Here is a 13,358-nt window from a genome sequence, read left to right as displayed (position 1 = left end):
ACATTTTTCATCACCAACTTGCTTTAGGGCTGTCTGGGCAGCGAGCAATAAATACTCTGCCATCCACGAGTATAGTTAATTGAAATAAAAAGGTGCCAACAATGTCGGCACCTTTTTAGTCTATGGTGTAAGCCCTAATGAAATGAAAGGCTGGAATGTTATTAAGCCTTACATATTCATACAGTTAGCATAATATGTCACTGTGGCAGGCCAGTCAGAAAACACCCCTATTACCCCGACATCTTTTGCCAGTACATCTAACAGCTCAAAAGTATCACCTTCGTTATCAATCACGTCAGCAATACTCTGATAATACCAACCACCGCCGCCTTGACTCAGTGGCCCCGAACGCTCTAATGACCAAGCAATAATCTTCAAGCCAGCGGCACTTGCTGCTTTGGCATATTCAGATGGCACTATCGCGTTATTGTCTCCTACGGTAACCAGCATCCATAAAGGTGGTGCAATAATCTTGACTCCGTCTGCCGCTAAGGTGTCCATACTCGGTGACCATGTGGCACTGTTTTGCGGATCAAATCCAGCTTGCTCGTCACGGCCATCAAGGTATACCGCTTGATCGGCAAATTCAGGTGCGTTGGCTATCCAATATTTTACATCGTCTAAATTAAACGATTGTGGAAACACTTGCGATGCATCAACGCCTGCTGCGGCATATTCATCTAGCATTTTTTGGGCGTAATCTTGTTGGGTAAATCCATCATACGGCATGCTGACACTGGCCGACTTAAGCTCGGGAGTCATCTTTACTCCAGCAGCTTTAAACAAGGCAATACTTTCAGCATGAGTCATTAAGGTGCCATTACCGGCATATAAGTCGGTGCGCCAATTTGGCGTGCCATCCATAAACTCTTCTACTGTGGTGGCATTAGGGTTAAAGCCGTCCATTTTGCCTTGCAAGGTTGTAAACTCTGCAAGACTGATATCGCTGGTACAACAGGTAGCCGTTGCACTCACGCCATTGACAGCATCGGCTGGTGAAAATGGCACTGAACATTTATTGGCTAGGGCCGGGATAGCAAGAATATTAGTGGTAGTGGCTAAATCACACTGCGAGTGACGGCAAACTAACTCTTTATCTGCGGTAAATGTCACGTCACATTCCACAATACCTGCGCCAGAATCGATAGCTGCTTGATAAGCTTCTTTGGTATGCTCAGGAAATTGCATTGATGCGCCGCGATGACCAATAGAAAAGTCAGTACGGTAAAATGAATTTGAAGCACATTGCGCTAATTGATCTTTTAACTCACTGTCTTGCATTTGACCGACTAAAAATAGCGGCCTAGGACCTACTTGAGCGCTAACACTTTTATCCACTTCTGCAGTGGTGTCATTATTATCGTTACTGTTACACCCCGAAATCCATAACGTACTGGTTAAAACTGAAATGATACCCAGTGTTACACTTTTTTTCCTTGTCATCTTATTGCTCCATGTTGTAATGCGGTAATGTCAGTTGTAATAGTTTGCTGAAAAATTCATCATCAGGAACAGCTTACGCATTGAATATGACTGAATTATCGAATTAATATGACAACCTTAGTTTCTACTGTTTTACCGACCGATTGAATAATATAAAACATGACCCTAACTGCGGTAACGGTAAATAGACAAGCAAATAAACGATAGTGAGTAAACAGCTAACAATGAGGTCCACAATGGCAAACACAACACTTTATTATGTTCACGATCCAATGTGCAGTTGGTGTTGGGGATATCGCCCCACATGGGACGCCCTGCAAGCTCAACTACTACAGCAGTTTGGTCAGCAATTGAGTCTACACTATCTAGTAGGTGGTTTAGCGCCCGACTCCGACCAACCCATGCCGCAACCCATGCAGCAAATGTTACAACAAACCTGGCATAAGATTAACCAACAATTAGGTACAGAATTTAATCACGACTTTTGGCAGCATTGCCAACCAAGGCGTTCAACGTATCCAGCATGCAGAGCTAGCATCATTGCTCGCCAATATGGGCTAGAGCAACAAATGATCAACGCCATTCAACAGGCTTATTACCTTAATGCGCGTAATCCATCTGATGTTGATACTTTGGTATCGATTGCGACTCAATTAGGGATCCCCGCAGACTTGTTCACAGAGCAATTAAGCGCTGATGAAACAGAAGATAAATTACTCAGCGAAATCAATTTTGCTCGCCAACTTCCCATTCAAGGATTTCCCTCATTAGTGCTGATGGTCGATAACAACGCCTATCCTATTCGGCTTGATTATCATCAATGGCAAACAAGCTTGGCAGACATACAGACTATCTTGTTAACAACCCAACCGAGTTAATTAGCCCATAAGGACATTAGGACCGCATGACTTAATGACTCTACGCACCGTCACGAAGTAAACGTCAGTTAAGATATAAAGTTTGCACGACGTTGATTAGCCTTTGGCCTTAATGCCCAATATCCTATACTCTGCACGTCGAAAACGACAACGCCCCACACAGGCTCGTTAAACATAACATGAGGCAGTGAATGACAGATCGTAAACGAGGTTTTTTCGGTTGGACATGGTTTGTCATGTGGCGATTTTTGCTATTACTGGCGCTATTGTTACTGCTGCTTAGATTTGTGCCACCACCGACGACGTCATTTATACTGCAAAGCGATTATCCCGTTAGTCAGCACTGGGTAAGCATTGATGAACTGCCAGCGCACATGCCTTTAGCCGTAGTGGCCGCAGAAGATCAACTGTTTCCAGAGCACTTCGGGGTCGATATCAACTCCATCACTAAAGCCCTTAACCAGTACGACGGTGGAGAAGGCCTGCGTGGTGCCAGTACCATCACCCAACAAACCGCAAAAAATCTATTACTTTGGCCGGGTAGAAGCTTTGTTCGCAAAGGGATAGAAGCCATATTGGCCGTGAGCCTTGAAGCGTTTTGGGGCAAAAAGCGTATCTTAGAGGTGTACTTAAACGTAGCCGAATTTGGTAAAGGTATTTATGGCGTAGAAGCGGCTAGCCAGCACTATTTTAATAAATCGGCCCGCTATTTATCCAACAACGAAGCGGCGCGCCTAGCAGTGTTGTTGCCGAGTCCGCGTAACCGAAACCCTAACAATTTAACCCCATACCTGCGCCAAAGAGTCGCTTGGGGTGAAAAACAAATGCGCCAACTTGGCTCTGGCTATTTAAAGCCTATTCTTACCAATTAACCGTCATCAGTTGCCCGTTGTTATTGCTCTTTGTTAAGAGCAATAACAACTCGAACTGCCCTTTATATTTAAAAGATCAAAATATTGATCATTGATAAGCCATTAGCCTTTAATATCATTCAAAAAATACTATTCTCTTCCAATCGTCATCATGTGGCGAAAACATGATGCCTACTAGCAAGCCAGATGAAAGCCGGAATTAACAGGATTTGAACTATTTTTACTGTTAGAATGCGAGCTCATTTTTATCGGCTTTTACGATCAAGGCAGGCTATGACCGTTCTTCTAATGACTCCACCGATGACCCAGCTGAATACACCGTATCCAGCAACAGCGTATTTAACCGGTTTTTTACGCTCACGAGGCTATGAGGCGGTTCAGCGAGATCCTGCGATTGAGCTTTTCCTTGAGATGATGACAGCGCCTGCGCTGGAGATTATTCGTCAGCACGTAGAAGAAAACTTCGAACACTTTGAAGACGACGAACTGCCAGATGTCATCTTTAATTTTTTGGCTGAATTTGAGCGTTATCACCTCACCGTAGAACCTGCCATTCGCTTTTTACAAGGCAAAGATCCCAGCCTTGCTATGCGCATTAACACCCGCCGTTTTTTACCCGAAGGCCCAGCGTTTGATGCAATTGCTGAGATGGAAGCGGTATCTGGCGACGTGTTGCAAGCCGCCTTTGGTAATTTAGGCGTACAAGATAAAGCCAAGTATTTGGCCACTCTGTTTATTAATGATCTGTCGAACGTTATTACTCAGGGCGTTGATCCCTACTTTGAAGTCAGCCGTTATGGCGAGAAATTAGCTGCGGCTAACCCAAGTTTTGACAACCTCTATGACACCCTCATGGGTGAACCGAGTTTCAGCTCTGAAATTTTGGAGCAGCTGGTCGAGATGTATCTGGAAGACACGCAACCAAGTGTTGTCGCATTAACCGTGCCGTTTCCCGGCAATATGCTGGGCGCGTTACGTATTGCGCAAACCTGTAAAGCCATTAATCCAGACATTCCTATCGTCATCGGCGGCGGGTTTGTTAATACCGAGCTGCGCGCACTAAAAGATCCTCGTGTATTTGAGTTTATTGACTTTATCTGTCTGGACGACGGCGAACGCCCGCTTATCACTCTGCTGGAATACTTTGAAGGTAAGCGTGAGATAGACGATTTAGTGCGAACTTATTTTCTCGCAGAAGATGAAAATGGCCAGCCCTATGTCCATTTCAATGAAAACACACAGCTGCACGATATTCCACAAAGCGAAGTTGGCGCCCCAATTTACGATGGCCTGCCACTAGGTGACTACCTGTCTTTATGTGAAATGCTTAATCCAATGCACCGTATATGGAGTGATGGACGTTGGAACAAACTGACCATAGCCCATGGTTGTTACTGGCGTAAATGCAGCTTCTGCGACGTGAGTTTGGACTATATTGACCGCTACGATACCGCTGGCGCCGATGTGCTGGTTGACCGAATCGTAGAGCTTGTCGAAGAAACCGGACAAACTGGTTTCCATTTTGTCGATGAAGCCTTACCACCAAAAACCTTATTTGCGTTTGCAAAACGTCTCATTGAACGCGGCGTAGTGATCAGTTGGTGGGGCAATATCCGTTTTGAGCGGACTTTTAGCCCAGATCGTTGTCAATTACTGGCAGATTCAGGTTGTATCGCCGTCAGCGGCGGCCTTGAAGTAGCGTCAGATCGTCTACTTAAACTGATGAAAAAAGGCGTGAGCGTTGAGCGCGTAGCCCATGTAACCAAAGCATTCAGTGATGCCGGTATTATGGTTCACGCTTACTTAATGTATGGTTTCCCAACACAAACCGAGCAAGAAACCATAGACTCGCTAGAAATGGTGCGTCAGATGATGGAACTAGGTTGTTTCCAGTCAGCCTATTGGCACCGTTTTGTCGCCACCATCCACAGCCCGATAGGCATGAACCCAGAGCAATTTGGTATCACCCTTGCTGAACGCCCAGAGATCTTATTTGCTGAAAACGATGTCGATTTCACCGACCCGACCGGAACGGATCATGACATGCTGGGCGAAGGACTGCGTAAAGCAATCTACAACTACATGCACGGTATCGGCTTCGACCAACCAATGAGTTTCTGGTTCAACGAACCCGTTTCCCGCACTTCAATGAAGAAAGACCTGATATCAAAAGCGATTAATAACTTTATTCTGAGTCATGAAGAGTAGGTAATGAAGAGTAGATTCGGGCTATTTTATTAGAATAAGTAAACGCGAGCTAAATAATTGGCAGTCTAATTCTGCTATACAGACGCACCATAACCCTACTTAATATAAGAAAGAGAAAGAGTAAGTGGGTCCAAGGTTAGAATATTGAAAGTTGATTTATCACTGTTCTGCATAGAGAATAGCACCCAAATACATTGATATATAAAGCATAGGAATGGCAATAAGATGATGACAAAATGGGCAATACGCTTTTTACAAATGGCCGAGCTCGTAGCATCTTGGAGTAAAGACCCTTCCACCCGAGTTGGCGCGGTGATCACTGAAAACAATCGTATCGTCTCGCTAGGTTTTAATGGTTATCCTCACGGAATATCAGATAGCGCTGAAACCGATAACCGTGAAATGAAACTGCTTAAAACGCTCCATGCAGAAGAAAACGCCATTCTGCATGCCAAACGAGATCTCAGTAGCTGTGAGATTTGGGTAACCCACTTTCCTTGCCCAAACTGCGCCGCCAAGATTATCCAAACAGGATTGCGCGCTGTGCATAGCCCACAACCCAACGAAGATTTCCTGTCACGCTGGGGAGATAAGATTAAAGTCAGCGAAGAGATGTTTGAGCAAGCTGGCGTTCAAGTCGATTGGATGCAAGTAGATTAACCCTACTTTTTCACCGTCGTTCGGGCAATGCGGTTGAGCCGGAATCCAGTTGTTTACTCTTTGCATTTATGGCCTGCGTGGCACTTCATCATAGTAAAGGGTGAACAGTCTAGCTTCACTTTACTAGCTGGCTTTAAAAGGCTAGGTAAAAATTTAACAATGGAAAATTTACCAATGGATGCCATGATTAATTCGTGTCGTTTACAAGCTTTCTAAGAATATTTGCCAAGTAAAAAATAACAACCACAGAAGGCCAAGCATAAAAGCGACATCTTCTTTAATCGATGAGCCAAACTCTGAGCTATTATCACCAAAAAAGTAACCTACTGGTTTGGAATATATTACTGCCGCTAAGCATAAACCTGGCAAAAGATAATACAGCACCCAATCTTCTAAATACGTGCTTGTTTCATCGACACCCATTACAACGTAACTGTGCCCATACATCAGTAAATAGACTACGTATACAAGTACAAGAATAACGGCAAAATACTTACCCCATTTCCATTTTTTTAAGTTATCCGAAAGCGATAAATCGAATTCATGATTTGAATAAATGCCAAAAAAGATCAATGGCAGCATCAGTAAACAAATGCCTAGAAAAGTACTCAAAATACAGCTCGCTCCAGAAATTTAACAATGGGAATTTAATAATGGGTGGCATGGTTAACGCCCAAAGTTTACCCTGCCCCCACTAAATTCACCTTTAAATTCACTTTTATAAGCGATTAAAAGAAGTAGTGGATGATCAAAAAAACAACTATTTATTGTCCTACTTTAATGACTTCTTGTACAAAAAATTATTCTTTCTTTGTTAGATAATTAACATAGTTAATTTCACTTGTATGATTTGACTCGAAAGCATAGCCTTCATAGGTAATTGATAAGTTATTTGATAAATACAAAAGGTTATTATAAATTTCTACGTTTACAGTCATTTCCCATAGAGGCTCTTGAAAAACTTCGACAACAATAAATTTATCATTTGTATCACGATTCGATTCGGGATAGCTGTAGGGATTAATTGTTTGTGAAATAGATTCTACAGGGGTTCCTGCACAATCAGAGGTATCATATTTATGTTGAATTATTTCTAAATTGACACTAGTTATGACTAATTCATTTGTATAATATGCCAAATTTTTCCTTTCGCCACAATTTGATAACCATGAACCAGTTAGATCGAATGTTTCATCAATAGGCACAGAAACAATGGGAGGAGCTATACTTTCGTCTTCCACTTCAGAAGTGCCGCCACAACCGTACAATGTTACGAAGGCAATGCAAATGATGAACCTAATGAGAAAATAGTTAGTGAAGTTTATTTTAATATTAGAATACACAGAAAATTCCTTTTATATATGTGAAGTAGATAGCACCCGCCTAACACTCAATGTGTAGACGTGGCTTTTAGCATTGTTTGCTAAAACTATAACCAACAAAACCATGCCACCCATAATTTGCATAAGTAACATATCTTGTTTTCATTGCTTTGGCGAGAGTTCAGCTCAATGCACTCAACTCATCAACTTCAATCAATATGTCTAAATCATTAGCGTTATATGAGTGGTTTATTCGTCATCAGCAGAATTCAGCACACCTGAAAAACTTGATGTTAATCAAGTTCAAGGTGAATTGTAATTTGGGGTGGAAGTTAAGACTTAAGCGCACAGCCAGCGCTGGCAATTTGCAGCACCTTGTCGTCGTTTTCGGTCTAAATGCTCACAATATTCAGTTAATGCGGGTAATGCACCAACAGCTAACGCACTAATGGATTGTGGGTGGCAGAAATTTATCGGTGGGCGGCATGGTTAATGGGTTAACACTTGGGATATGGACGACGTTTCGCGCAGACTATCCTTATTATACTTCTCTGGCACAAAACGATAATGGCCAGTTATTTTATAATCAAAAATCATATCATCAACTTCAGGGCCACGGCCAATATTATGGACAATCATAGGGTTACCTGATATTGGATTAATTTGATCTATGACTATCCCAATATGAGGTAAGTTACCTGGGAGCATCCATGTAACAATGTCTCCAACAGAGTAGTCTGTTTTATTATCACTAACGTTTAAATTTACACCATGTCTTTTAAAGAAGGTTTGTAAGTTAGGAACTCGGCGGTGATCTATGTTTTTGTCTGTTGAATTTAATCCCCATATCTTTTTCGAAGGATAAAGTGAAAAATTAGATTTCATATCTTCATGAACGAGTTTTTGTAGATCAGTACCTAATTTACGATAAACTCTAATTATAACGTCCGTGCAGACTCCTTTGTCTTTCGGTACATCTCCATTAGGGTATGGAATTGAAAAATAAGAACCGTCATAAGTCACATGATGAGTCGTTCTTTCAATTAAGCTTGAAACGATATCTTTATTAAATTCGGCGGCATTAACGGCTGAGCTTAAAAAGAAAAGAAGAAATGCAAATTTACTCATAACAATCCTTAGAATATACGCCTAATTGAGCGGAGAGAGATTGTTGGTTAAAATGTTTAACGCCAGCCAAAACCGTGTTTTTTCGACGCTTTGTTAAATTCTGTTTCACTACAACACCTATTTAGATGAATCTTTTACTATTTCAAGCCAATGTTCAAAAGAATCAGCAGGCCAATTGTTATCAATTTTTAGCCGGTCTATTGGCGAGGCTTCATATCTGTCGCCTCATGAACCCAAATTCGACATTTGTCCTCAAACTTCTTAAGGTAAGCTTCTTGAACACTATGTTGCTTCAAATGAAAATCCTATTCCTAACGCATTGCTAATGGGCTGCCGTAGCGCAGCGTAGGCAGTCCCGTGGAGGCCACGCTTTTTGTGGCCGGAACGAAATTGAGCAACTTGTTATGTGTAAATTTTTAACTGAACTTTACCGTTTATAACTTCTAAGTTACCAAACTCACCAACAACCTTAAAGCCTTGATTTGTTATAATTAACGAATCTATATTGCCATAATCAATTGAACCATTTATATCTATGCTTGGGTTAACGCTACTTTGTTCAGAAAGCCCTGAATATGAAGTAAAATCCGTAAATTGAATTTCACATTTACGGTAGCAAGTATATTCATCAGGTTTTGGATTTAGATAATGAGGTGAATCAGGCCAAATGCTAGCCTCAATTTTGAATGTGATTTCAGTTGCATTTGAACTCCAACCGAGAACAAACGAGTCATTGAAATCTATACCTTTGAAAATATCCATATACTCGACGATATCCGTTTACACATAACGTTTTAGTATTTATGTGTTGCGCTGTTTGCAAAGCATAAATCGCTTGTTGAACTTGGCCGATGCCACATCCATATTAATCGGTAACTATTAACATAACATGCTATCGGAATTTTCTTTTTTGCGGTAGTGATTTTTTGTACAATATTTCTGCTAATCGATTGTTCTAATTACACCTTTTAAGATGTATTTTTTAGTCATTCAGCCGATTTTTACCATTCATCACAGAATCTCATTATGATGCTTGGTTTAACATTTTCAGGGTTCCATGAATTGAGGTCGTTGAAGAAAATGACGTGAGTCCAGACATGGATGTCTGGCTAGCTTTCGCGGTACAGGATGTACCATCGGAAGCGATAGCATTTTCGAATAAGGCTGAAGCAGACACAAATGCAGGTCAAAGTTAAACTTGACCCCATGGCGACCTTTTCGCTGTTTGAAAATGTTGCGGGGCGGCTGGGTGATCCAAGAGGGAACAGCCGTTGGTTTCCTCTTGGTCTGGTGTGGGCGAAGCGCCACGACCTTAGTGGCCGCAGGCCATAAATACAAAAAATAGAGCTGGATCCCCGATAAAAGCACTCGAGGATGACGGCTTAGCGCTAAATTCCAGATCAACAACATTACCGGAACAACTGTGGGTTTGGCCTTTGCAAGGTGTCACTTTAGACCTGTAATTTTTATATGAAAACTTAACAATGGTATGGTTAACTTGAGCTTAACAATACCAACCACGTATTAAATTAACCCAAGGGAACCACATGAATATACTGCAACGTTATAACCTACTGTCCACCAGCATATTAATGTGTTGTTTCTTTTTTAGTGCGGGAGTATTTAGTTCGGGTGTGAATAGCTCGGAAGTGAATAGTGTCGATATGAACCGCGCAAGCAGCATGGCCAACATTGATACCAGCAAGCTTGGCGACATAAAAGCGATTAAATTTAATAACCAGCAAGTGATTACCGCAGGTTTACCCACAGAGCCGCAATTTGCACAACTTGCTCAAGCGGGTATCAAAACCGTGATTAATCTTATTCCTAATGACAATCCGCATGCATTACAAAATGAGCAGCAGATCGTCACGCAACTGGGCATGAACTATCACAATATTAGTGTGGACTGGCAAAACCCTACCCAAGAGAATCTACAGCAATTTTTTAGCCTGATGGAGCAAAATGGCGACGCACCCGTGCTAGTACATTGCGCGGCTAATTATCGTGCATCAGCCTTTTATTATTTATACCAAACCCGCCAAAAAAAAGCACCGACGATGGCCGAAGCACTCACCCCTTGGGGCGACTTACAACAAAGCTTTGCTGAATATCCTCAGTGGAAAAAACTGATTGAAGACGTACAAGCTCAATAAACAGATTAGTATATATATCGATAATATTGTGATGGTACGATAAAGTAATTTAAGGCTCGTCATGTACCTACAGTTTGTTTTAAGGAAAAAACAACTATGTTGAAATCGATTATCGCCTTTGTTTGTGTTTTATTTTTTACTTATTTTTGCTACTCATATTTTAATCAACAAGCTACTGAACCTATTATTCTGCCTGATATCGCACCGACAATGAATTCTGAACTGCAAACTTCATCAGATAATCACATACCGAATACAGATAAAGAGATAATCGCAGAAGTAACCAATAATATTGAATTCACAAAAAAATTAGTCGATGAGGATAATGAAGATTTCTTCAACCAATTTACCCATTTGAATAAAAGTCATTTTCAGAGTTCTGAACAGTTAACATCAGGCTTCATAAATAAAGATGGAGCTGTATCTCAAATTGCTTTAGAAGAAACATTCCGCGTGAATGACTTTGAAAACTTTATTGAACGTATTAATTCAATTGAAAAGTCTGAAGATGCAGCAATGCGGGAAAGCCTTTTATCCGAGAGTTTGTATAAATTAGAGGGAATTCACGTTTATTCGGAAAGTTACTCTTGCGCTGGAAAAATTTGTTTAGTGTCTTTTAACTTTGATGGTAATGACGAAAGTGCCAGTGAATTGTCTAAATTTATTGATAACTATTCCTTTACCAATATCATTGAAGGTGAAAATGGTTCTAAACAATTTAGAGCAGTTTACATTGAATCAGATGATCCATCTACACTCAGCCTAAGTTACTAATAGTCATAGATTAAGCCACCAGCAGTTCCTCTAGAACTTCACCCGACGACACCATTGGGCATGTCGGAGGCTATAAGTACAAAACATAAAAGAATAGAGCTGGATTGCGGCTCAAAAGCATTACCGGAATAACGGTGGTTTTGGCCCGTGCAGGGTGGAACCTTGCTATCTTAATTCAAACGGAGTTTGAAAAGTCAGGTGTAAGCGAAGCGCCACGACCTTAGTGGCCGTAGGCCATATCTAAAAAATAAAGAAAATCACCTACTGTTGAGTCTGAAAACCTTTCAAATCCATCTTATACAAGGGTGCTGGGATCATCTCTGAGGTGATAAAAACACTGTTACCATCTTGGCTGAAACCCACGGCTTCAGCTTGTTTTATCGCTGGCAGAGAAATCACTTGTGGTGGCGTAGAAAACAGCGTCAACCAATCACCTGGCTCAGTTTGAGTAAAATAGAACGCGTGAGTGTAGGTTAATACCACCGCCGATAAACCATCAGCTGATATATCCATGGCTGTGGGTTTCCCGGCAAAACCAATCCAGGTATAGATACTGGCGTAATCGAGCATGGCTGTTGGTAATGGCGCGATTTCGCCTAGCCTTTTGGCTTGTTTGTTAACAATTTGAACCGATGAATTGCTTGAAGCGCTTTGCCCTAAAACCGGAGCGATTAAAGGCAGCTCGAATAATATTGGCAGTTTATCGCGTTTGCTCAATAACAGTATTTTTTGCTTGGCGACATCAACGGCCACAGATTCACAATCGTGTGCACCATCTGGGTAGGTAAATGTAATGCTCCAAACGGGTTTAGCCGCCAGTGTTTTTTGTCCATTAAGCTGGCTTAAATCTGGCTCTTTGATCAGATGTAACTGATATTGCGATCGTTTAGCTTGGTTATCACCCACATCGGCGATCAATAAATACGACTCACCTTGATAAACGAACGAGGCGATGTCTTCCCAATCGGTATTCCTAACACCTGTAATGTTGACTGTGGCCAACTGATGGCCTTGGGTATCGATGGCAAAAATTCTTGCTGTGTCGCCACTGTCGTTATGTACCCACAATATATTGTCGTTGAGCCGCGATACTGCCAAACCACTGGCTTCGTCAATGGTCGGGGCGGTAATGCTACCCGCTTGGGTCATGCCTATCGGCATAGCACATGCACTGGTTGATAAAGCTAAGATTAAATACAAAAACACAGAAATACGATTAAACATAATGATGAGTTACTCGAGCAGCCGCAGGCAAAAGTTGGTGTATTCTAACAACAATATCCGAGATGGTTACTAAAAAGATAAAAAACGAATAACTCATATTCATCGAAATTTTAAAGATTACTGATTTGTTATAACCATGCTCGTTCAAATGCATTTGTCATATCAAATGGTTGATTAATACCTTTCACTAACTGCAGTTTACTTCGGTATCTCGCAAGTAATGAATCAAACTTTTTTTGCGCTCTCAATTCTGAAACAGAAAATATTAACAATTTTATTTTGTCTATTTCTTGACCGACAAAAGTATTTTGTTTTTTCTTATTTTCATATTCTAAGTCTAAAAGCACTTGGAGTAACTCAGTGTATTCATCTCCAACACAAAGTCTCATCGCTTTAAGATGCAAATAACCTAAAGCCTCCCCAGCTGAAATGGGTAACTGCTTCAGAATGTCTATACTGTTCTCAGATAATTGATTCATTTTTGACATACTTAAACATTTATCATGTTTGATTTCAAAGGCAGTAAATTTATCACCCAATAAATTCATACCAAAATCTAAGTACTCATCCGCTAAAACTTGTGAAGATGAGGTAGTTAAGATAAATAATAAAAACGATAATATCTTCATTTTACTTTGCAACCATAGTGGACTGATTTCCAAAACAATCTCTCCTTTGATGAGATTTCAGATC

The 13,358-nt window shown here is 41.1% G+C and carries 13 protein-coding genes and 1 pseudogene; 6 read left to right on the top strand and 8 right to left on the bottom strand.

Features of this window, described 5'->3' with window-relative positions:
* Positions 1-168: 168 nt before the first annotated feature.
* Positions 169-1,443, bottom strand: a complete 1,275-nt coding sequence (locus AAEY94_RS11720) for a glycerophosphodiester phosphodiesterase family protein (protein ID WP_162023942.1) — start codon at positions 1,441-1,443, stop codon at positions 169-171.
* Positions 1,444-1,679: 236 nt separating this feature from the next.
* Here AAEY94_RS11720 and AAEY94_RS11715 point away from each other — a divergent pair, with 236 nt between their 5' ends.
* The 4 genes from AAEY94_RS11715 (at position 1,680) to AAEY94_RS11700 (ending at position 6,061) form a co-directional block, all read left to right on the top strand.
* Positions 1,680-2,321, top strand: coding sequence for a DsbA family protein (locus tag AAEY94_RS11715; protein WP_350978903.1), 642 nt, complete (start codon positions 1,680-1,682; stop codon positions 2,319-2,321).
* Between the two features lie 191 nt (positions 2,322-2,512).
* Positions 2,513-3,193 carry a monofunctional biosynthetic peptidoglycan transglycosylase gene (gene mtgA, locus AAEY94_RS11710; protein WP_350978901.1) on the top strand — a complete coding sequence of 227 codons (681 nt, stop codon included), beginning with the start codon at positions 2,513-2,515 and terminating at the stop codon, positions 3,191-3,193.
* A gap of 273 nt (positions 3,194-3,466) precedes the next feature.
* Positions 3,467-5,401: a B12-binding domain-containing radical SAM protein gene (locus AAEY94_RS11705; RefSeq protein WP_182744796.1), complete on the top strand. Its 1,935-nt coding sequence runs from the start codon at positions 3,467-3,469 to the stop codon at positions 5,399-5,401.
* 225 nt (positions 5,402-5,626) lie between these two features.
* Positions 5,627-6,061: a dCMP deaminase family protein gene (locus AAEY94_RS11700; RefSeq protein ID WP_101085100.1), complete on the top strand. Its 435-nt coding sequence runs from the start codon at positions 5,627-5,629 to the stop codon at positions 6,059-6,061.
* 201 nt (positions 6,062-6,262) lie between these two features.
* On the opposite strand, the gene AAEY94_RS11695 is transcribed toward AAEY94_RS11700, so the two are convergent.
* From AAEY94_RS11695 to AAEY94_RS11680, 5 genes and pseudogenes are all read right to left on the bottom strand, one after another.
* A complete protein-coding gene (locus AAEY94_RS11695) occupies positions 6,263-6,673 on the bottom strand; it encodes a hypothetical protein (RefSeq protein WP_350978899.1) in 411 nt (136 codons plus the stop codon).
* A 188-nt stretch (positions 6,674-6,861) separates the two neighbouring features.
* The gene (locus tag AAEY94_RS11690; protein WP_101085098.1) at positions 6,862-7,404 is read right to left on the bottom strand and encodes a hypothetical protein; all 543 of its coding nucleotides are present in this window, start codon (positions 7,402-7,404) and stop codon (positions 6,862-6,864) included.
* 318 nt (positions 7,405-7,722) lie between these two features.
* A pseudogene (locus tag AAEY94_RS20885) lies at positions 7,723-7,818 on the bottom strand (transposase); the annotation flags it as partial.
* A gap of 54 nt (positions 7,819-7,872) precedes the next feature.
* Complete coding sequence (locus AAEY94_RS11685) at positions 7,873-8,511, bottom strand: DUF1287 domain-containing protein (protein WP_101085097.1); 639 nt, start codon at positions 8,509-8,511, stop codon at positions 7,873-7,875.
* A 402-nt stretch (positions 8,512-8,913) separates the two neighbouring features.
* Complete coding sequence (locus AAEY94_RS11680; RefSeq protein ID WP_101085096.1) at positions 8,914-9,273, bottom strand: hypothetical protein; 360 nt, start codon at positions 9,271-9,273, stop codon at positions 8,914-8,916.
* Between the two features lie 785 nt (positions 9,274-10,058).
* Between AAEY94_RS11680 and AAEY94_RS11675 the strand changes: the two genes are divergently transcribed.
* Positions 10,059-10,667, top strand: coding sequence for a protein tyrosine phosphatase family protein (locus AAEY94_RS11675; protein ID WP_101085095.1), 609 nt, complete (start codon positions 10,059-10,061; stop codon positions 10,665-10,667).
* 96 nt (positions 10,668-10,763) lie between these two features.
* Positions 10,764-11,441 (top strand): hypothetical protein, encoded by a 678-nt coding sequence (locus tag AAEY94_RS11670; RefSeq protein ID WP_101085094.1) that lies wholly within the window; start codon positions 10,764-10,766, stop codon positions 11,439-11,441.
* 261 nt (positions 11,442-11,702) lie between these two features.
* Here AAEY94_RS11670 and AAEY94_RS11665 read toward each other — a convergent pair whose 3' ends face one another.
* Both AAEY94_RS11665 and AAEY94_RS11660 read right to left on the bottom strand, forming a co-directional pair.
* A complete protein-coding gene (locus AAEY94_RS11665) occupies positions 11,703-12,665 on the bottom strand; it encodes a hypothetical protein (protein WP_350978895.1) in 963 nt (320 codons plus the stop codon).
* A gap of 128 nt (positions 12,666-12,793) precedes the next feature.
* On the bottom strand, positions 12,794-13,327 hold the full coding sequence (locus AAEY94_RS11660; RefSeq protein ID WP_101085092.1) for a hypothetical protein: 534 nt from the start codon (positions 13,325-13,327) through the stop codon (positions 12,794-12,796).
* Between the last annotated feature and the right edge of the window lie 31 nt (positions 13,328-13,358).

This window comes from Shewanella sp. AC34-MNA-CIBAN-0136, from assembly GCF_040309945.1.
Lineage (GTDB): Bacteria > Pseudomonadota > Gammaproteobacteria > Enterobacterales > Shewanellaceae > Shewanella.
This window is presented reverse-complemented; position numbering and strand designations above follow the sequence as displayed.